This window comes from Rhizobacter sp. (assembly GCA_021153565.1).
Classification (GTDB): Bacteria; Pseudomonadota; Gammaproteobacteria; order Burkholderiales; family Burkholderiaceae_C; genus Albitalea.
Genome location: JAJKJU010000249.1, coordinates 1 through 21,170, shown reverse-complemented (window position 1 = coordinate 21,170; position 21,170 = coordinate 1). Strand labels below are relative to the sequence as shown.

The 21,170-nt window shown below is 62.0% G+C and carries 15 protein-coding genes; 7 read left to right on the top strand and 8 right to left on the bottom strand.

The window, feature by feature from the left end; genetic code table 11:
- The 3 genes from AC30NL_RS16060 to AC30NL_RS16050 all read right to left on the bottom strand — a co-directional run.
- On the bottom strand, positions 1-2,283 hold a 2,283-nt coding region (locus AC30NL_RS16060; RefSeq protein WP_489465002.1), incomplete at its 3' end, for a calcium-binding protein.
- A gap of 24 nt (positions 2,284-2,307) precedes the next feature.
- The gene (locus AC30NL_RS16055) at positions 2,308-2,691 is read right to left on the bottom strand and encodes a hypothetical protein (protein WP_489465001.1); all 384 of its coding nucleotides are present in this window, start codon (positions 2,689-2,691) and stop codon (positions 2,308-2,310) included.
- Between the two features lie 139 nt (positions 2,692-2,830).
- Positions 2,831-5,128: an ATP-dependent DNA helicase gene (locus AC30NL_RS16050; protein ID WP_489465000.1), complete on the bottom strand. Its 2,298-nt coding sequence runs from the start codon at positions 5,126-5,128 to the stop codon at positions 2,831-2,833.
- Positions 5,129-5,302: 174 nt separating this feature from the next.
- On the opposite strand from AC30NL_RS16050, the gene AC30NL_RS16045 reads away from it, so the two are divergent.
- The 6 genes from AC30NL_RS16045 (at position 5,303) to ureG (ending at position 12,695) form a co-directional block, all read left to right on the top strand.
- Complete coding sequence (locus AC30NL_RS16045) at positions 5,303-7,801, top strand: DEAD/DEAH box helicase (protein WP_489464999.1); 2,499 nt, start codon at positions 5,303-5,305, stop codon at positions 7,799-7,801.
- Between the two features lie 201 nt (positions 7,802-8,002).
- Positions 8,003-9,085 (top strand): 3-phosphoserine/phosphohydroxythreonine transaminase, encoded by a 1,083-nt coding sequence (serC, locus tag AC30NL_RS16040; protein WP_489464998.1) that lies wholly within the window; start codon positions 8,003-8,005, stop codon positions 9,083-9,085.
- Positions 9,086-9,214: 129 nt separating this feature from the next.
- Positions 9,215-10,387 carry a phosphoglycerate dehydrogenase gene (locus AC30NL_RS16035; protein WP_489464997.1) on the top strand — a complete coding sequence of 391 codons (1,173 nt, stop codon included), beginning with the start codon at positions 9,215-9,217 and terminating at the stop codon, positions 10,385-10,387.
- A gap of 43 nt (positions 10,388-10,430) precedes the next feature.
- Entirely contained in the window at positions 10,431-11,018 is a 588-nt protein-coding gene (gene ureE, locus AC30NL_RS16030; protein WP_489464996.1) for an urease accessory protein UreE, read from the top strand.
- Positions 11,019-11,204: 186 nt separating this feature from the next.
- Complete coding sequence (locus AC30NL_RS16025; RefSeq protein WP_489464995.1) at positions 11,205-11,915, top strand: urease accessory protein UreF; 711 nt, start codon at positions 11,205-11,207, stop codon at positions 11,913-11,915.
- Positions 11,916-12,047: 132 nt separating this feature from the next.
- Entirely contained in the window at positions 12,048-12,695 is a 648-nt protein-coding gene (ureG, locus tag AC30NL_RS16020) for an urease accessory protein UreG (protein ID WP_489464994.1), read from the top strand.
- A 195-nt stretch (positions 12,696-12,890) separates the two neighbouring features.
- On the opposite strand, the gene corA is transcribed toward ureG, so the two are convergent.
- From corA to AC30NL_RS15995, 5 genes are all read right to left on the bottom strand, one after another.
- The gene (gene corA, locus AC30NL_RS16015) at positions 12,891-13,859 is read right to left on the bottom strand and encodes a magnesium/cobalt transporter CorA (protein ID WP_489465004.1); all 969 of its coding nucleotides are present in this window, start codon (positions 13,857-13,859) and stop codon (positions 12,891-12,893) included.
- Between the two features lie 189 nt (positions 13,860-14,048).
- Entirely contained in the window at positions 14,049-15,065 is a 1,017-nt protein-coding gene (locus AC30NL_RS16010; protein WP_489464993.1) for a S49 family peptidase, read from the bottom strand.
- 85 nt (positions 15,066-15,150) lie between these two features.
- A complete protein-coding gene (locus tag AC30NL_RS16005) occupies positions 15,151-15,537 on the bottom strand; it encodes a Rieske (2Fe-2S) protein (protein WP_489464992.1) in 387 nt (128 codons plus the stop codon).
- Positions 15,530-16,222 carry an HAD family hydrolase gene (locus AC30NL_RS16000; protein WP_489464991.1) on the bottom strand — a complete coding sequence of 231 codons (693 nt, stop codon included), beginning with the start codon at positions 16,220-16,222 and terminating at the stop codon, positions 15,530-15,532. The genes AC30NL_RS16005 and AC30NL_RS16000 overlap by 8 nt, the downstream gene beginning before the upstream one ends.
- Complete coding sequence (locus AC30NL_RS15995; RefSeq protein ID WP_489465003.1) at positions 16,192-17,118, bottom strand: RluA family pseudouridine synthase; 927 nt, start codon at positions 17,116-17,118, stop codon at positions 16,192-16,194. Before AC30NL_RS15995 ends, AC30NL_RS16000 begins: the two co-directional genes overlap by 31 nt.
- A 755-nt stretch (positions 17,119-17,873) precedes the next feature.
- Between AC30NL_RS15995 and AC30NL_RS15990 the strand changes: the two genes are divergently transcribed.
- The gene (locus tag AC30NL_RS15990; RefSeq protein ID WP_489464990.1) at positions 17,874-21,053 is read left to right on the top strand and encodes an Rne/Rng family ribonuclease; all 3,180 of its coding nucleotides are present in this window, start codon (positions 17,874-17,876) and stop codon (positions 21,051-21,053) included.
- Positions 21,054-21,170 lie beyond the last annotated feature (117 nt).

Genomic DNA, 21,170 nt, shown 5'->3' with positions numbered 1-21,170 from the left:
GTCGCCCTTGCCGAACAGGTAGGTGTCGTTGCCTGCACCGCCAGAGAGCTGGTCGTTGCCTGCGCCGCCGTCGATCACGTCGTTGCCGTTCTCGCCGTAGACGTAGTCGTTACCGCCCTTGCCCAGCAGGATGTCATTGCCATCGCGGCCGTAGAGGTAATCTGCGCCCGCTGTGCCTACCAACAAATCCGGCCGTGAGGTGCCGGTGAGGTTGTGTTCGGTGGAAGCGGCGAGGCGGACTGTCCAGCTGCTCAGTTCTTCGCTGAATGCGCCCAGGTCAGGAGCGGCGTTGAGTTGGGTGACGAGGAAGTCGGTGGCGTTCCAGCCGAGCTTGTTGAGCTTCAACTCGCCGAACGCACTAAGAAATTCCACCAAATCAACTATGCCCTGTTGAGCATTTGTTTGAATAGACTGGATAAATGCAGCTTCCAGCTTAACGAAGGAATAGACTGGTTTAGCCGCAACGAAACTAACTTCTATTTTGTCGTAGAGCGGCTTCAATCTGCTTTCAAGCAGTAGGGACTCGTAAATATCAGTCTTAAAGCGGTCGTAAGCCACCGAGATACTTGCAATCTGCTCAGCAGCCAAAGAAACGGTGAGATTGCCGGAAGTTGCATCCAATGGCGTGAACCGGGCTTGCCCATTAGCCCCGCCATAGGTGAAGCCCATGAAGCGCTCGACCACACCCAGCTTGCGGATGAAGTCGTCGTAGGCGGGCGTGCCTGCTGTCAGCCCTGCCAAGTTGTAGGTCAGCTTGACGCCACTGCCAGTGAGCGCACCAGCCTGCGCTTTGAGTGACTTCAAATCGGCGGTGTTGGCCCACTTCTCAATGAAACCGTCGAGTTTGTCGATCTGCCCTTGGCGGGTGGTTTGCTGGGTGTAGGTCTGCACCCAATTGCCAAGGTCGGTCGAGAGGCTCACAGCCTCGTTCAGGTCGCGCACCCGGCCTGAGCCGCGCAACGTGGGCAGCGCCTTAGCTTGATCGGTGAGCGTGATGTGATCGGTGAACTGCCGATAGAAGGTGTTGACGAGCAAGTCGAGGTTGGCGGCTGCCCCGTTGGTTTCGCCAGTTGTGCCCGTGGTGCCATTGGATCTGGTGAATGAACCTCCCGCCGTTTGCACGTTCCCGTTGCCCAGATCGGTACGCACAGAGCTTGAGTTGACGCCAATCCCGGTAATGCTGTTGGCAGCAAGGGTGGTCAGTTCGTTGGCCTGACTGAAGCCGTCTTGGTTCAGGTCGCGCCAAATGCGTAAGTTGGCAAAGACGCTTTCTGTTGAATCGATCCTTCCGTCTTGGTTGGCATCCAAGTCTTTGAGTGCATCAAAGCCGTCAGTGGCCAATTGACCGTTACTCTTGAGTGTGTCGACACCGAAGAGTTCGCGGCCCGTGTCGATGGTTCCATTGCCATTGCGATCCAGCACCAGCCAACCGTCATCCGGCTTGACCCAGCCGGTACCTGTTTTGACACCATCGGCATCGTGGTCGAACAGGATGACTGTGCCGTCGCGGGTGCCAGTGGTTTCGATGCCGTCACCATCCAGGTCGAGAACCAACGGGTCGCGGCGAGGAGGCGTGGTTCCGCCTGCGCCTGAACTACCACCACCACCACCAGGGCCTCCAGATGCCCCTCCGCCTGTTCCACCACTGGAACCACCACTGCTGCCACTGCCGCCACTTCCAGAACTGCCACCACCAGCGCCACCCGCACCGCCACCGCCGCCGGTGCCACCTGGAGCGGTTGTGCCGGAACCGCCACCTGCATCGTCCGAGCCGCCTGGGAGGTTATTTCCCTGCCCCGGTGACCAATTGCCACCCATGCCGTCACCGGTTGGCTCTGGAACACCCGCTCGTCGTAAAGCTTCGCCTACCGTTGTGTTGGAATTTTGGTCAATTGGCCTATATTGATGCCCCTCATTCCCAATATCTTTGATTGCATCTTTGATTTTTTGCCATTCGGAAGACAAATCATTGCCCGTTTTGACGGTCTCCTTTGGATCGGCACCAGTGTAATCATAGTCTGGAAAGCCTTTTTGAGTGACGTTGCCATTACTATCGCGAATGGTCGGAATGTAAGCTCCAGACTCGGTTTGGATGTTTCCAAACGGCGAATCAATTGCACCAATGGAAGATCCGCTCTGACCTGTAGACGAACCTCCTAAACCGGCACCCGCACTGGGGCCGCCACGAGCTGCGTACTGATTCCCATTCGAGTCCGTGTAAATTATGTACTGATGGTAGTAACCTGGCCCCAGCTTTGTGTAGCCGACTTCAATTTTTTCCATTTTTACTCCCGTATATTTTTGAAATTAAAGACTTAGATAAATTAACTCACCGCCGGAGGTTATAACTCTATCGTTTTGAACAGATATATCCAGCCGGAGCTTGTCGCCAAAACCAAGCTTGTACCACTTCCTCAAATCTAATACACAGTCATAAACTGTTAAATTTGAATCGGACTTCTGTGGTGGCCGCGCATGGCATTCAAAGCCGTCTTTGACAAGACGATCAGAAATCGCACCCCATGATGATTCATTCTTGACGTGTTTTCTGACGATGCTCGAAACATCCAATCTTGTTGAATTGTCTTTCTCACGCGCCTGTTTGATATCGTCAATTAGTTCGCTAGCCATGGCACACCCCTGAAAAAAAATAAAACCCGTCATCAGTAAAAAAACAAATCTCTTCACCATCAGATATCCCCCAAATGTCTGTTGTCGCCGACGTTGAGCCAAATTGGCTCTATTGTGGCCGACTGCGCAAATCGCCCTTGGGTTCGTGGCAACGCTGATGATGCAGACCGCACGAATACCGCACGACCCAGGCGAATAGTCAACTCCCGAAGCTGCCCCGCGACACCTTCCACCAACTCGGCAGCAATCGAACGATCTCAGGCTTTGAAAACCGATCGTCAATCAGATATAGGGTTCCACGGTCCGAGGGTGTTCGGATTACCCGCCCCGCGGCTTGCACGACCTTGCGGATACCAGGGAAGAGATAGGTGTATTCATAACCCTCGCCGAAAGTCGCATCCATGCGGCGGCGCAGCTCTTCGTTGATGCGATTGAACTGCGGCATGCCCAGCGTCGCGATGAAGGCGCCGATCAGAAGCTTGCCAGGCAGGTCGATGCCCTCGGCGAACGATCCGCCCAGCACAGCGAAGCCGATGCCCTGCCCCTGCGCGGTGAAGCGATCGAGAAACTCCTCGCGTTCGGTCTCCCCCATGCGCCTCGCCTGCATCCACATGGGCACCTGCGGATGCCGCACCGCAAACTCACCGGCCACTTGTTCGAGGTACTCGAAGCTGCTGAAGAACGCGAGATAGTTCCCGGGCTGCGCCTGGTACTGCATTGCCATCAGTTGCGCGATGGGTACAACTGACTCGCTGCGGTGACGAAAGCGCGTGGAGATGTTTCGCACGAAGTGCACCGACAGCTGTTCCGCGCTGAACGGCGCCTCGACGTCGAGCCATGCGGTGTTGTCAGGCAGGCCCAGCGTGTCGGCGTAGAAATGCTGGGGCGTCAGCGTGGCGGAAAAGAGCACGGTCGATCGGGTCGCAACAAAGCGCGGCTTCAGGAACAGCGCCGGCACCACATTGCGAACGCACATCACCGAATCGGCGCGGCGAGATCGGGTGTGCACATCGCGATCGATGCTCACATCAACCAGCGAATGCTCGTCTAGTGATTCGAGCAGCCGCGTGAAGTGCAACGCATCGAAGTAGAACCGCATCAGATCGCCGTCGAGCTCGGCGGGTTGGTCAGCGATGAGTTGGGCAATGGCGGCGGTGGCTTCTTGCAATGCAGAGGCGAATTTTTTCGGCGCTTGCGCATGCACCTCGTAGGGCTCGCTCTGGTCTTTGGTGGCTGCATTCCACGCGCGATTCAATCGGTCCAGCGGTTTCTTCAACGCGACCGGCGCCGACGCGCGCACAGCACGTAGATCCGATTGCGCCAGCTCCGCGCTGTACATCGCCCTCGCGCGATCGATGAGGTTGTGCGCCTCGTCCACCAGCACGGCGACGCGCCACTGATTCATCGCTGTCAGGCTGTGCAGCAGCGCAGTGCTGTCGAAGAAATAGTTGTAGTCGCCGACGATCACGTCGCTCCACCGAACCAGTTCCTGGCTCAGGTAGTAGGGGCAGACCTGATGCGCCAGCGCGACTTCCCTCAGCGACTCCTTCGTGTGGGATTGAAACGCCACCGCCGCTTCTCGTGCGGCCGGCAAACGATCGTAGAACCCCTTGGCGAGAGGACATGACTCGCCGTGGCAGGCCTTGTCGGGATGTTCGCAGGCCTTGTCGCGCGCCACGAGCTCGATCACGCGCAGCGGGAGCTTGCCATCAACGTCACTGCGAAGCCGATCGATTGCGTCCAGCGCCAGAGCCCTGCCTGAGCCCTTTGCCGTGAGAAAGAACACCTTGTCCAGTTCCTGCAGCGGGCATGCCTTGAGCAGCGGGAAGATGGTACCGATGGTCTTGCCAATGCCAGTGGGCGCCTGGGCCATGAGGCATCGCCCCAATCGCGCGGCTTTGAACACCGATTCAGCGAGCGATCGCTGCCCGGAACGAAACGATGCATGCGGAAATTGCAGCGCGGTCAATGCAACATCGCGCCGCTTTCGATGTGCCGTCTCCTGATCCGCCCATTCGATGAACCGTTCACACAGCGTCTCGAAGAAGAGCTTGAGTTCGCCCGCCGTGCAAGGCTGCGACAACACCGTCTCGTCCTGCTTGACGATGTCGAAGTACACCAGCGACACAGTGATCTCCGACAAGCCCAGTTGCTGGCACAGCAACCAGCCGTAGACCTTGGCCTGGGCCCAGTGCAGATGCCGGTGATTGGCCGGCATGCGGTCGAGATCCCCACGGTAGGTCTTGATCTCTTCCAGGCTTCGTCGTTCGGGGTCGAAGCCATCGGCGCGCCCTCGCACGGTCAGATGCTTGTGCTGCCCGCTCAAGGACAGCTCGGCCCGGTATGTGCCGCCGCGTCTTGCCGCCACGGTCTTGTGCCCGGCCACGCCTTCCTGCGACGACGGTGACGGCGTGAACCGCAAGTCGAGATCCCCCTGCTTGGCCGTGAATTCGCACAGCGCGCGGACAGCGATGGTGTAGGCGGATGGGTGGGTCACGACAGGGACTTCACAGCTTTCAAATCGCCTTCTTCGCAAGGCCGGGGTTGACCTTGACCCAAGCGCACGTTCCCCGGGATTTCACCCAGACCACGAACACAGGCCAGAGGGCGAAATTCATCATACTGGATGCATTCACAGCCCCACCGCCTCGTTCGGCCCGAGAATTCGCCGATGTCATCTGCACCCCCTCAATCAACCGCCGGCAGCGCAAGCCATGGACCCACGCCCTTCCGCCCGCGCCTCACACTCCAGACACTGACCCGCGGCGATGGCTTGCTCGGCCTGCGAGCCTTGTCCGGCTTCGGCCCGCGCAGCGCGCAGGTCACCGTCGCCCAGGTGGACTGGACCTACCTTGCGGAAGGTGGTCTGCACTGGGAGACCCCCGCCCCTGAACGCGTGACGACCACGCGGCCCAAGCCCACACATCTGATTCGCGGCGCCTGGGGCGAGCACGTGACGATTCATCGCGACCTGCGCGCAGAAGCCGATGCGAGCGACCTGCTGTGGAGCTCCGGCTTGCGCCCTCTTCCGTCCGAGGCTTTGCAGTGGCGCACACGCACGGTTGCCGAGGGTCACGAACATCTTTGGTCGCTGATCGAAGAGTCGCATTTCGGCGATTTCTGGGCGGACCAGGTGCCGCGGCTTCAAGCGCAAGGATGGTCCATCGTCGTGCGTCCGGGCTTTGCGCACCAAAGCGTGCCTGTGGACGCGTGGAAGTTCGTGATCGACCCTGTCACGGGCGACGAGACGGGCCGCGAGCTCACGCACCCCCTGGGCCCGCGACCGATGAACATCACGGCCATGCGGCAACCGCCGCGCGAAGGCTCGTGGATGCTGAGCCTGGGCGTCGAGGTGGAAGGCGAAAGGCTGGACCTCATTCCGCTGCTTGCCGACTTGATCAAGCGCGATGGCCGTTGGCTCAAAGCCTATGAGATTGCCGCTATTCCAGACGACGCATTGATCGCCTTACGCGCACCTGGCGGACGCCGCATCGACGCGCCTGCCAAGCCGCTCAAGGCCATCGTCGGCGCGATGGTGGATCTGCTCACCGACCCGCGTCGACCCGAGGGGCCGCTGCATCTGTCGACGTGGGAGACACACCGCGTGGAAGCGATGCGTGTGAGCCTGATGGACTCTCAGGCCGCGCGAGCAGGCGAACACGGCGCGTGGCAGATGCAAGGCGATGCGGGCCTGGCCGCCTTGGCCGAGCGGCTGCGTGCGGCGGGCAGCCCGCAGACCGTGGCAACCCCTGCCGAACTGGGACTTCAACTGCGGCCGTACCAGGAGCATGGCGTCGCGTGGCTGCAGTACCTGCGCGAACACCACCTCGCGGGCATCCTGGCCGACGACATGGGCCTCGGAAAGACGGCGCAGGTGTTGACGCACATGCTCGTCGAAAAGCATGCGGGGCGGCACGACCTGCCTTCGCTCGTCGTCCTGCCGACCTCGCTCATCGCCAACTGGCAGGCCGAAGCCGCGCGCATCGCGCCGACGCTGCGGGTGCTCACGCTGCAAGGCCAGCGCCGCTCGCGGCACTTTGCGCGAATTCCGGAGCACGACGTGGTGTTCACCACCTACCCACTGCTGTGGCGCGATGTGGATGCCTTGGCGGCGCAACACTGGCACCTGCTCATACTCGATGAAGCACAGATGGTGAAGAACGCCGGCAGCCGCGCGGCGTCTGCGCTGCGGCGGCTCAACTCACGACACCGGTTGTGCGTGACCGGCACGCCGCTCGAGAACCACCTCGGCGAACTTTGGGCGCACTTCGACTTCTTGATGCCCGGGTTTCTGGGCGACGCGCGCAGCTTCGCGAGGATCTGGCGCAAGCCCATCGAAGAAAACGGCGAGACCTTGCGCGCGCAGTTGCTGTCGCAGCGGGTGCGGCCCTTCATCCTTCGGCGCCGCAAGCAGGATGTGGCGACCGAGCTGCCACCCAAGACCGAGATCCTGCGCCGCGTGACGCTTGAAGGCGAGCAACGCGACCTGTACGAAAGCGTGCGGCTCGCTGCCGACGAAAGGGTGCGGCGCGTGCTGAAGCAAAAGACTTTCGCCGGTTCGCAGATCGCCATCCTCGATGCCTTGCTCAAGCTGCGGCAAGTCTGCTGCGACCCGCGGCTGTTGAAGGGGCTGGACGAGCCGTCGACGATGGAGAGCGCCAAGATGGCGCTGCTGCGCGAGATGCTCGTCGAGTTGGTGGACGAAGGCCGGCGCGTCCTGGTGTTCTCGCAGTTCACCGAAATGTTGACGCTGGTGCAGGCAGAACTCGATGAGCTCGGCCTGGCCTACCTCACGCTCACGGGTGACACGGCCGTAAGCACCCGAGGCAGCGTCGTGCAGCAGTTTCAGGACAAGACAGTGCCGGTGATGCTGCTGAGTCTCAAGGCCGGCGGCGTGGGCCTGAATCTGACGGCCGCAGACACGGTGATCCATCTCGACCCCTGGTGGAATCCTGCTGTGGAACGGCAGGCCACGGACCGCGCCCACCGCATCGGGCAGGACCAGCCGGTGTTCGTCTACAAGCTGGTGGTCGAAGGCAGCATCGAAGAACGGATGCTCGCATTGCAGGAGCGCAAGTCGGCCTTGGCCGAGGGTGTGCTTGGGCACGACACGGCAGTGGAGAAGTTCAGCGCTGACGATCTCGAAGGACTGCTTGCCCCACTGGAGTGACGGACCCTCGGGCGCACGCCACGTGAAACCCCGGGGTGGGCCCTGCGCGAGCGGCCGATTCCCGGGCTTCACCCAAATTACACGGAGGCATCTCGCGAAGATCAGTGCTCGAATCCGAGTACTTCGCCAAATGCTTTCCGCGTTCTGTATGCTGCGAACTTCGCGCCCCCCCTGCTTTGCCACTGACCCACGGAGAACCCGATGACCCGCGTCTTCAACTTCAGCGCCGGCCCCGCCACCCTGCCCGAATCCGTCTTGCGCCAGGCCGCCGACGAGATGCTCGACTGGCATGGTTCGGGCATGTCGGTGATGGAGATGAGCCATCGCGGCAAGGAGTACATGAGCATCCACGCCGAAGCAGAAGCCGACCTGCGTGAGTTGCTTGCCATTCCTGCCAACTACAAGGTCGTCTTCCTGCAGGGCGGCGCCATCGGCCAGAACGCCTTCGTGCCGATGAACCTCTATCGCGGCAAGGCAAGCGCCGACTATGTGAACACCGGCGAATGGTCGAAGAGATCGATCAATGAAGCCAAGAAATACGGCACCGTCAACGTGGTGGCCAGCTCTGAACCGAGCGGCTTCACGAGCATTCCAAAGCAAGACACCTGGAAGCTCGATCCCAACGCAGCTTACGTGCACATCTGCTCCAACGAGACCATTGGCGGCATGCAGTACCACTGGACGCCCGACACCGGGGACGTGCCGCTGGTGGCCGACATGTCCTCGGAAATCCTCTCCAAGCCGATCGATGTGGGCCGCTACGGGCTCATCTATTGCGGCGCGCAGAAGAACATCGGCCCAGCCGGGCTGACCATCGTCATGGTGCGCGAAGACCTGATCGGCCAGGCCATGCCCATCACGCCGTCGGCCTTCGACTTGAAGCAGCAGTCCGACAACGATTCGATGCTGAACACCCCGCCGACCTATGCGATCTACATTGCGGGGCTGGTGTTCAAGTGGCTGAAGAAGCAAGGCGGCCTCAAGGCGATCGAAGAGCACAACCGCGTGAAGGCGGCGCTCTTGTACGACTACCTCGACTCGCAGACTTTCTATTCCTGCCCGATCGCCAAAGACGACCGCTCTCTGATGAACGCGCCGTTCAAGCTGAAGGACGAGTCGCTGGACGAAGCCTTCCTCAAGGGCGCGAAGGAGCGCGGCATGCTGCAATTGAAGGGCCACCGGTCCGTCGGCGGCATGCGCGCCTCGATCTATAACGCCATGCCCAAAGAGGGTGTGCAGGCGCTGGTGGCCTATATGAAGGAATTCGAAGCCAGCCACACCTGACGAGAGAGCTTTGTAGGGTGGGCAAAGCGAAGCGTGCCCACGCGGACCATTCCGCTGAAGTGAATCGACGCCGCGTGGGCACGCTCCGCTTTGCCCACCCTACGAATCCAAACTGCAGGGAGCGAATGGATGACGCACTTCAACGTCCTGGTACTCAACCAGATCTCGCAGAACGGGCTGTCGCGGCTGCCGGCCGATCGCTACAGCGTGGGCAAGAACCTCCCGCAACCGGCCGGCGTGCTGGTGCGTTCCGCAGACATGCATTCGATGGACATCCCCGGCAGCGTGCAGGCCATTGCGCGCGCTGGTGCAGGCACGAACAACATCCCCGTGAAGGCCATGAGCCAGCGGGGCATACCGGTGTTCAATGCACCAGGCGCCAATGCAAACGCCGTGAAAGAACTGGTGCTCACGGGCATGCTGCTGGCGGCGCGAAACGTCCCCGCCGCGCTGCGCTTCGTCGCCACGCTCGACCCCGACATGGTCGACATGGACAAGACGGTCGAGGAAGGCAAGAAGGCTTTCGCGGGCTTCGAACTGGCCGGTCAGACGCTGGGAATCGTCGGCCTGGGCAAGGTCGGGTGCCTGGTGGCCGATGCGGCCATCAAGCTCGGCATGAAGGTGCTGGGCCACGACCCGGAGATCACCGTCGATGCGGCATGGAGTCTGCCGTCGCAGGTGAAGAAGGCGTCGAGCGTGAGCGAAGTACTGCGCAATGCCAACTTCGTGACGCTGCACGTGCCGCTGGTCGATGCGACGCGCCACCTCGTGAATGCGGACAACATCACGCTGATGAAGCAGGGCGCCGTGCTGCTCAATTTCTCCCGTGATGGCGTGGTGAGCAAGAGCGCGGTGCTGTCCGCGCTCGACAAGCAGCTGGCAGCCTATGTGTGCGATTTCCCGAGCGCGACGATCAACGCGCATCAACGTGTCATCGCCCTGCCGCACCTGGGTGCATCAACGCGCGAGGCGGAAGAAAACTGCGCAGTGATGGCAGTGGAGGAACTGCGTGACTATCTGGAGCATGGCAACGTCGTCAACTCGGTGAACTTCCCATCGGTAAGCATGGCCCGCGAGTCCAACTACCGGGTTGCGATCTCGAATGCCAACGTGCCCAACATGCTGGGCCAGATTTCGACCACCATGGCTCGCGCCGGGTTGAACATCCACAACATGGTCAACAAGTCCCGCGGTGACGTGGCCTACACGCTGGTCGACGTCGACAGCCCTATTGCGCCAGGCGTGTTGAGCGACATCGCGGCCATCGAAGGGGTGCTGGCGGTCCGGTACCTGCCCTTGTAGTACCTTCCCTTGTAATCACTGCGACCACGGCACAATCAGAGCCATGCTGACTGTCAACAAACTCATTCCCCAGGGCCAGGGTCTGGCCCCCGCCCTGCTCAAGCGCGCCGCCGCCGTGGTGCTCGACTGGGACACACGGCAAAAGAGTCGCTTCGACGCCCAAGACTCCCAAGGACGCACGCTTGGCGTCTTCTTGGCGCGCGGCGCCTTGGTTCGAGGTGGCGACGTGCTGGTGGCCGAAGACGGATCGCTGATCAAGGTCGTCGCGACGCCGCAGCCGGTGCTGGTGATCCGGCCGTGCGGCGAGCATGGGTCGCCGTTCGATCTGATGCGTGCGGCCTACCACCTCGGCAATCGCCATGTGCAACTTGATCTGCGATCAGACCGGCTGCAGATCGAACCCGATCATGTGCTGGCCGACATGCTGCGCAACATGCATTTGATCGTGACCGAAGAGCTGGCGCCCTTCGAGCCGGAAGGCGGGGCGTATGCGGCGGGTGTACACGGCCATGCGCATCACGATCACGATCACGATCACGATCACGATCACGATCACGATCACGGTCACGCGCACGGTCATGAGGACCACAGGCCTCATGTGCATGGCCCAGGCTGCAACCACGACCACTGAGAGGCTGAGAATATTTCGATCATGCCCGCTCATCACGCTCGGGCACGCTCGAAAAACTCTCAGCCTCTGACAACACCGTTGTAAGGTGGGCAATGCAAAGCATGCCCACGCGGTAGTCATTCAATTCGGATCGACGAGCCGCGTGGGCACGCTTGGCTTTGCCCTCCTACAGCTTGCCCTCGCCCCATGCCTCGTATCCTGAAACCGCCGCGCCCTACTCCGCCGGCCGCATTGCTGAAATTGATGTGGCTCGCTTCGCCCGCGCTTCCTGTTGGCGGTTTCAGCTATTCGGAGGTACTTGAATCAGCTGTTGAAGCCGGGCTCGTCACGAATGAAGTGCAAGCCGCCGAGTGGGTGACCGATCAACTCCACCTCGCCCTCTCGCGCAGCGATCTTGCCGTCGTGCACAAGGCCATTGGCGCCTGGAACCGCGCCGACCTCGACAGCATCACCGCCCTCAACAACTGGGTCACCACCACCCGAGAAAGCAGCGAGCTTCGCCAACAGACACAGCAAATGGGCCGCTCGCTGGTCGAGTGGTTGCGCAATCGCGACCTGAGCGACGAGCGCCTCGCCTTACTCGCTGTGCTTCAACCCGCTCCCACCTGGCCCGTCGCCTTCGCACTGGCCGCCACGCAAACCGGCGCGTCCCCGCGCGAAGCCCTGCTCGCCTTCGCTTTCGGCTGGGCGGAGAACATGGTGCAGGCATCGCTCAAGGCGGTACCGCTTGGACAAAGCGCCGGCCAACGCATCCTCGCCAAACTCAGCGATGCCATTCCGGCGTGCGTCGATCGCGCCATTGCCTTGATGGACAGCGAACGGCAAGCCTTCGCACCCATGTTCGCGATCCTCTCGGCACAGCATGAGACTCAGTACTCCAGACTCTTCCGCTCCTGATGGCTCGCAACGTTGAAATCAAGGCCCGCGTGCCAGACATGGTGGTCAAGACCTGCTACACCGTCTGCAGGCGCCGCCCGACCCATTGATCGAGGGCGCCTACCTCGAACGTCTTTCGCGAAAGTCACCACCATGAGCAAGCTGCACTGCATTCCGGGCCGCACAAAGAAGCTCCCGCCATTGCGCGTGGGTGTGGGCGGCCCCGTCGGGTCTGGCAAGACGACGCTGGTCGAGATGCTTTGCAAGAGCATGCGCGATCACTACGACCTCGTGGTCGTCACCAACGACATCTACACCAAGGAAGACCAGCGGCTGCTGACGGTGGCCGGCGCGCTGGAAGCGGAGCGAATCATGGGCGTGGAAACCGGCGGCTGCCCCCACACCGCCATTCGCGAAGACGCGTCGATCAATCTCGAAGCCGTCGACCGCATGTTGGCCAAGTTTCCGAACGCGGACATCGTGTTCATCGAGTCGGGTGGCGACAACCTGGCTGCAACCTTCAGCCCTGAACTTTCAGACCTCACCATCTACGTCATCGACGTGGCCGCCGGAGAGAAGATTCCGCGCAAAGGAGGACCAGGCATCACCAAGAGCGATCTCTTCGTCATCAACAAAACCGACCTCGCACCGTACGTCGGCGCGGATCTCGGTGTGATGGAGTCGGACACCAAGCGCATGCGCGGCATCAAACCATTCGTGATGACGAACCTCAAGACGCACACGGGTCTGGCCGACGTCACGGCCTTCATCGAGCGCAAGGGTCTACTGAAGGCCGCTTGATATGCAGGCGATGGAAATGCTTCAGCCAAATCTCAGAGGCTGAGAGCATTTCGATCATGACCGAGCAGCACGTCAAAAGGCGCCTGATCCAGGCGCAAAGCGCAGCCATAGCTCGTGCAATGGCCGAGCATTTGCAACGACGAGCAGGGGTCTTTTGCCGTGCTGCTCGGTCATGATCGAAATACTCTCAGCCTCTCAGAGCCAACCAACGCGCTTGAAGCGGCGGTATAGCAAGTAGCACGTCACGCCGATCACGCCCAGCGCCATCGGATATCCGTAGGTCCACTTCAACTCCGGCATGTGCTCGAAGTTCATGCCCCAGATGCCAGCGAAGGCGGTCGCGACAGCGAAAATCCCGGCCCACGCAGCCAATTGCTTCGTTGTCTCGGACTCCTCGATCGTCACCATCGACAAGTTCACCTGGATCGCCGTTCCGATCGTGTCGCGCAGCGCCTCCAGCGTGCCGTTGATGCGCACCAGATGGTCGTAGACGTCACGGAAGTATTCGCGGTTGTTCTCGCACACCATCGGCACGCGCCCGCTCCACAGCTTGCTCACCGATTCCATCAGCGGCGTCACCGCATGCTTGACGACGCCGATGCGCCGCTTGAGCGCATAAAGGTGCTCGATGTTGGCGCGCGCCGAGCCGCGAACGAAGATCTGTTCTTCGATCACCTCGAGTTCCCCCTCCAGCGCATCGATGATCGGAAAGTAGCGGTCGACCACCGCGTCCATCAGCGCATAGAACACGAAGCCCGCGCCGTGCTTCAGCAAGTGCGGTTCGTGCTCTGCGCGCTCACGCACGCCGAGCAAGTTCTGCGTGCTGTGATTGCGCACCGACAGCACGAAGTTGCGCCCCACGAAGATGTTCACCTCGCCCACCCGCAACTCATCTGTCGCGCTGAACTCCACCGTGTGCATCACGACGAAGAGTGTGTCGCCATACTCCTCGACCTTGGGCCGCTGATGACCGTGTCGCGCGTCCTCCACCGCCAGGTCGTGCAGGCTGAACTCCTCCTGCATCTTCTCGAGCTCGTCGTTCGTCGCGTCGCGCAAGGCCACCCAGACAAAGCAATCAGGCCGGTGCACGAATTCGCTGATCTGCTCCACCGACAAGTCGGCGAGCTTCTTGCCATCTTCGTAGGCGACGCAGTTGATGAGCATCTCAGAGGCTGAGAGTTTTTCGAGCGTGCCCGAGCAGCACGTCAAAAGGCGCCTGATCCAGGCGCAAAGCGCAGCCATAGCTCGTGCTATGGCGAGCATTTGCAACGACGAGCAGGTGCCTTTTGGCGTGATGAGCGGGCATGATCGAAATACTCTCAGCCTCTAAGTGTCTGTCCGTCGGGGCGTTCATCAGTGGATGGTGCCCGCGCCTTGCAGCGCCCGGACCGCACCCGCGCCCATCGACGCACCGAGGCGCTTGGCGAGCCGCTCGGCGATGTTTTCCTTGGGCGTGTAGTCGATGATTTCTTCGGCATGCACGACTTCGCGTGCGATGTAGTCGAGGTTGCCGAACTTGTCGGCCAACCCGAACTTCACCGCGTCCTCGCCGTTCCAGTAGAGGCCCGAGAACGTGTCCGACGTCTCCTTCAGACGCTTGCCGCGGCCTTCTTTCACTTTGCGAATGAACTGCTTGTGGATCTGGTCGAGCATGGCCTGCGTGTAGGCGCGCTGCTTATCGCTTTCGGGCGTAAACGGATCGTTCATGCCCTTGTTCTCACCGGCGGTGTAAAGCCTGCGTTCGATGCCCAGCTTTTGCATGATGCCGGTGAAGCCGAAGCCGTCCATCAGCACGCCGATGGAGCCGACCACGCTGGCCTTGTCGGTGTAGATCTCGTCAGCCGCAACCGCGATGTAGTAGGCCCCCGATGCGCACATCTCCTCGACCACCGCATAGACTTTCTTCTTGTGCAGCAACTTGAGCCGATGAATCTCGTCGTTGACGATGCCCGCTTGCACGGGGCTGCCGCCCGGCGAGTTGATGCGCAGCACCACGGCCTGCGCATTGGGCTCTTCGAAGGCAGTCTTCAGTCCGTTGACGATGCGCTCGGCACTCGCCTCGGTGTCTGAGGCGATCTCCCCGCGAATTTCGACCAGCGCCGTATGCGGCCCGCTGGGCAGGTTGGCCGCTTTGCGCGCAGCCAGCAGCGACCAGAACATCAGCACGATAAGCAGCAGCCAAAGCCCGCGGAAGATGAGGCGCCAGCGTCGATCGCTGCGGCGGTCCTTGATGTAGTCGCGGGCGAACTGCTCGATCACGCTGTCGAGCCGGCCTGGGACGGGCACGGTCGCAGAGACTGCGGGCGCAATGGGCGGTGGAAGCGGGGCAGGTGCCGGGCCAGCGCCCGGCAGGTCGTCTTGCGAAGTCATGGGGAAACTTTCTGAAGGCAGCCCGGCTGTGTGCGAGACGGTAGGAGATCAGTCATGCCTCTCAGCCTACTAGCCTCTTGGCCTCTCAGTCCGAGAAGGCCGGTCGGGTGTCTCGTGAAGGATACCAATAGACCTGCCCGTCGCGCTCTTCAACCTGCAGCGGCGTGAGCTTTCCACGGCCGCAGGGTCCACCGGCACAACGCCCATCGCGCGGATCGTAAGCGGCGCCGTGGATCGAGCAAAGGATGTACTCTTTTCCACTGTCGAGAAACTCGCCCGGCTGCCAGTCCATCTCGGTCGGAACGTGCACGCAGCGGTTCAGGTAGGCGACGATCCGCCCATCGAATCGCAGGACGAATCCGCGCGCCGTCTGGCCAAAATGCAGCACGTCGAAGACGAAAGCATTGCCGCGTTCTTCGAGGGTCGAAGACGGACAAAGCGGCTGCGGGGGCAGCTCGGGTTTCTCAAGCATGGCGAGACAGCCAGTCGTGCAGATCTGACACCGAATTGGCAACGTGAAGCGGCGCGAACTCGCCGAAGGCCGCGCTCTCGTGCGCGCCGTAGCTCACGCCGATGCGCGCCGCGCCGGCATTGGCGGCAAGCCGCAGGTCGTGCGTTGTGTCGCCGATCATCAGCGTTCGCTCGGGCTCGACACCAAACTCGCTCATCAGCTCGATCAGCATCTGCGGATCGGGCTTGGAAGCGGTTTCCTCGGAAGTGCGGGTCGCGTGAAAGATACCCTTGAGTTGCACGGAATTCAGCGCCTCATCGAGTCCGCGTCGCGATTTTCCCGTGGCCACGCCCAGCCAGTGCTCGCGTTCTCGCAGCGCCTGCAACATGGCAAGTGCGCCTTCGAAGAGCACGATCTCATGCTCCTTGACAAAGTAGTGGTGGCGGTAACGGTTACCTAGTTCAGCGTAGCGCTCGCGCGCCAGGCCGGGTGCCAAATGCTGCAAGGCCTCGGCAAGGCCCATGCCGATCACGTAGCTCGCCTCCCTGTCGCTGGGCACCTCGATGCCGAAGTCGGCGCATGCCGCCTGGATGGAGCGAGTGATGGTGGCGGTGGAGTCGAACAAGGTGCCATCCCAATCGAAAACGATCAGGTCGAACTGGCGAGGGCGTGTGATCAAGATAGGACTTTCAGGAGGGCAAGACATTCTGTTGGCAATGGTGCTTCGAACTCGACCGCCTCGCCGGTGGAAGGATGCTCGAATTTGAGGCGCCTGGCGTGCAGGAACATGCGATCGAAGCGATGGCCTTTCACCGTCTCACCGCGGGCCAGCGACTTGTTGATGGCGAAATCACCGTACTTCTCATCGCCTGCGATCGGATGGCCTTCGTGCAAGAGATGCACACGGATCTGATGGGTACGACCGGTCTTGATGGTCACGTCGAGCAAGGTGAAGTCCGCATACTTCTTGGCGATCTTGACCAGCGTGATGGAGCGGCGGCCGTTCTCATGGTCTTCATCGACGGCGCACACGCGTCGCTCGCCTTCGGTCGTCAGGAATTTGTGCAGCGCCACGTCGATGACCTTCTTGCCCGCCGGCCAGGCACCGATGACCAGCGCCGCGTAAGTCTTGCCCGTCTCGCGGTTGCGGAACTGGTCCTGGAGCGCCGTCAGTGTCGAACGCTTCTTCGCCACCAGCAAGAGTCCTGATGTCTCCTTGTCGAGCCGATGCACGAGTTCGAGAAACTTGGCCTGCGGCCTCGCCCGCCGCAGTTGCTCGATCACGCCGAAGCTCACGCCGCTGCCGCCGTGCACTGCCACACCGGCCGGTTTGTTGACTGCGATGAGGTAGTCGTCTTCATAAACGACAGGAAATTCGCGTGCCGGCACAGAGGGTTCTGCGCTGCGATCAGCCATTCGGACCGGCGGAACCCGGACCTCGTCGCCCAGCGCCAGCCGGGTATCCGCTGCCGCACGGCCTTTGTTGACACGCACTTCACCGGATCGGATCACCCGATAAACATGGGTCTTGGGGACACCCTTGAGCAGCTTGATGAGGAAGTTGTCGAGACGCTGGCCTTCTGAGCTTTCGTCAACCTGCATCCGAAATACCGACGGCGCGGACGCACTGACGGAGCCCGACGCAGGCCCTGGGGCCTTGACGGCCTTTGCTTTGGCGGCGGGTTTGCCCCCTATAATGCGTTGGACCACGTTTGCGATGTAAGTGTTTGATTTTCCTGAGTTTACTCGGGCGCTTGCTTGAAGACGTGGCGGCTGCAGCAAGAGCTTCAGCCACCAAGGTGATGCAACGCACAAGGCGTGCGGCGGGCCCTGTCCCCAAGTGACAAGGGCGGCCGACCAGCCCATGCGGAAGAGCAAACGTAGAACGAACCCCGAAGGGCCTCCGGCCCTGAAACACAAGGTTTTTCAGGTAGAAGATGCCCGGTGTCCGGCGAAGTTGCCGCATGCCTCGCACCTTCCGCCCGCGTCCAGTGATCACGCGAATGTCGTCCCGACTCCCCCACCTTCCAAGCGCGCAGCGCTCGCCATCCGCGGTCATGTCGACCCATGGCGATGCCCCATCGCGTGCGGACGCGTGGACAGGGACTCCGCCTCCATGCGCTGCCGAGCCTTCGCCCATCCGGCGACAAGCCCTGGCTCGGTGGTTGGTCCTCGCCTCCCCCACTGCCTCGCACGCGCCAACGCTGCCTCACTGATCGCATTCCGATCAGCGGCAGTCCAGGGCGATTCCTTCCGGTTCTCCACGTTTCTCGTGCATCGATGAGTCGCCCCTGAGAAATCAGCGGGCGGCGTGTTGAGCGCCTGTCCTTTGAAACGAGGACGGCGAAGGAGTGCACATGAAACGCATGCTGATCAATGCGACGCAACCCGAAGAGCGTCGCCTCGCCATCGTCGATGGCCAGAAACTTCTCGATTTCGAGACCGAGATCGAAGGGCGCGAACAGCGCAAGGGCAACATCTACAAAGCGGTCGTGACTCGCGTCGAGCCTTCTCTCGAAGCCTGTTTCGTCGACTACGGCGAAGACCGACACGGCTTCCTGCCGTTCAAGGAAATCTCGCGCAACTTCTTCCGCGAAGGCGTGGACGTGCGCTCGGCGCGCGTTCAAGACGCCATCAAGGAAGGCGACCAGCTCCTGGTGCAAGTCGAAAAGGAAGAACGCGGCAACAAAGGCGCGGCGCTCACCACCTTTGTCTCGCTGGCCGGCCGCTACCTGGTGCTGATGCCCAACAACCCGCGCGGCGGCGGCGTGTCGCGCCGCATTGAGGGTGAAGACCGTGAAGAGCTGAAGGAAAACCTCGACCAGCTCGAATATCCGAAAGGCATGAGCCTTATCGCCCGAACCGCAGGCATCGGACGCACGGCGCCCGAGCTTCAGTGGGACTTGAACTACATGCTCAAGCTGTGGACCGCCATTGATGGTGCGGCCCAGGCTGGCAAGGGTGCCTTCCTGATCTACCAGGAATCGTCGCTCGTGATCCGCGCGATCCGCGATTACTTCACTGCGGATGTCGGTGAAATCCTCATCGACACCGATGACATCTACGAACAAGCGCATCAGTTCATGAGCCATGTGATGCCGGAATCGGCTAGCAAGGTGAAGCGCTACCGCGACGACGCGCCGCTGTTCTCTCGTTTCCAGATCGAACACCAGATCGAGACCGCGTTCTCGCGCACGGTGAACCTGCCGTCCGGCGGCGCGATCGTGATCGACCACACCGAAGCACTGGTGTCGGTGGACGTGAACTCGGCGCGCGCAACCCGCGGCAGCGACATCGAGGAAACCGCCACCCGCACCAACCTCGAAGCCGCCGACGAAATTGCGCGCCAGATGCGTTTGCGCGATCTGGGCGGACTGATCGTCGTCGACTTCATCGACATGGAAGAGTCGAAGAACCGCCGCGAAGTCGAGACGCGGTTGCGCGACGCACTGCGTCAGGACCGCGCGCGTGTTCAGTTCAGCTCGATCTCGAAGTTCGGCCTGCTCGAACTGTCACGCCAGCGCCTGCGCCCTGCGTTGAGCGAAGGCAGTCACATCACCTGCCCGCGTTGTAACGGCACCGGCCACATCCGCGATACCGAATCGTCGGCGTTGCAAATTTTGCGCATGGTCCAGGAAGAGTCCATGAAGGACAACACCGCCGCCGTGCATGTTCAGGTGCCGGTGGAAGTAACTTCGTTCCTCCTGAACGAGAAGCGCACTGAAATCACCAAGATCGAAATGAAGCAGCGCGTGACCGTGCTGCTCGTGCCGAACAAGGCTTTGGAAACGCCGAACTACCGCCTGGAACGTTTGCGCCACGACGACCCGCGCCTGGAAAATCTGCAGGCCAGCTACACGATGATCGACGAACCCGAAGAGGAAGTCGGCATCACTCGACGTGAGAAGACGAAGGCGAAGCAGGAACCGGTCATCAAAGGCATCCTGCCCGAGACGCCCGCGCCGATCGCCACGCCCAAGCCGGAGCCGGTCGCTGCGGCGGCGCCTGCCCCCGTGGTAGCAGCGCCGCCGGTGGATGCGCAGGCCGGTGAAGGATTCTTCGGCTGGATCAAGAAGCTGTTCGGTGGCGGTGCGCAAGCTCCGACGCCTGCGGTCGTGGCGGCGCCTGCAGTGGCGGCCGAAACGTCCGAGCGCCGAGAAGGACGCGGCGACCGAGGTGGTCGCGGCGGACGCGGCGATCGCGATGGCAAGCGTGGCGACGGCCGACGCGGCGAGCGTGCGGACCGCAGCGAGCGCGGTGGAGAACGCGGTGGTGAACGTGCCGCCGCGGATCGTGGCGGCGAGCGTACTGCCGTGGATCGGGGCGGTGAGCGTGCTGCCGTGGATCGTGGCGGTGAACGTGCTGCCGTGGATCGCAGTGAGCGCGGGGAACGCCCCGAAGCCGGCTCCGAGCGCGGGGGCCGTGGCGGTCGCGATGGACGCGGCCGTCGTGGTGAGCGCGCGGACAAGGCGCAAGAAGGCAGCGTGATCGCGGCGGTCGATCAGACGGCCGGCGACGAACAGCGCGGTGGCCGAGGAGAGGCTCGTAGCGAGCGTGGTGAGCGCGCGGAACGTGGTGAAGGCCGTGGCGATCGCGGTGAGCGAGGTGGCCGTGGCCCGCGCCAGGACCGCGAACCACGTCGACCCGCCCCCGTCGAAGGCGCGGCGGCCGATGAGGCCCAGCAACTGCAAGGCTTCGTTGAACCCATCACCAGTGCCGAAGGTGCTGAAGCCGGGGGCGGCGAACACCGCGAGGGTGGACGCCGGCGACGTCGCGGACGCGGCGGTCGCGATCGCGACGAAGCTCATCAGGCCAACGACGTCGCGACCGATCTGAACGTCGGCGAACAACACGCCGACGGCTTTACCGCCGTCCCTGCACAACTCGATCTCGACGCAGCACCGGTCAGCGGATCGAGCGCATCAAATGCCGAATCGGATCGTGCTGCGTCAACCGAGGGCACAGGCCCGGAACAGGGTGAACGCGAAGAAGGTGGAGAGCGCGAAGGCGGTCGTCGCCGCGGTCGCAACCGACATCGTCGCGAACGTCGTGAAGACGACTTGCCGAGCAGCACGGAAGGCGTGCCCGAAGCTGCTTCGTTAGAAGTCCCGGTTGCCGGCGATGGCGCGGCCAAGGGCGCAAGCTTCGAGCCCCAAGCGACGGATCTGCCGGCACAACAGCCGATCATGGCGAGCTACGAGGCGCCTGCCCCGTTCGTGGTCGCACCGGCGCCTGTCGTTGCGCCGGTCGAATCGGCAGCCCCCGCCGCGATCGAGCCGTTCGTGTTGCCGACCAGCGACCTGCAAGCGGTAGCGCAAGCAGCAGGACTGCAGTGGGTGAACTCCGACGCGGACAAGATTCGCGCCGTGCAGGAAGCGATGGAGCGAGAGCCCAAGCCCGTGCATGCTCCGCGTGAGCCGAAGCCGGTTGAGTCGATCGAGGAAGGCCCGCTGGTGCTGGTCGAGACCCGCAAGGACCTGACGCAGTTCAAGCTGCCCTTCGAGACAGTACAAGGCAGCGCACAACCGCACGCCTGACCCTGCTCAGCGTCAAATCGGGATAGGGGCCGATCATCGCTGATCGGGCCCCTCCCACACCACCCGGCATGCGGGCCCGCACCGGGCGGTTCGAGAAGTTGAGGTCATGAGAGTTTG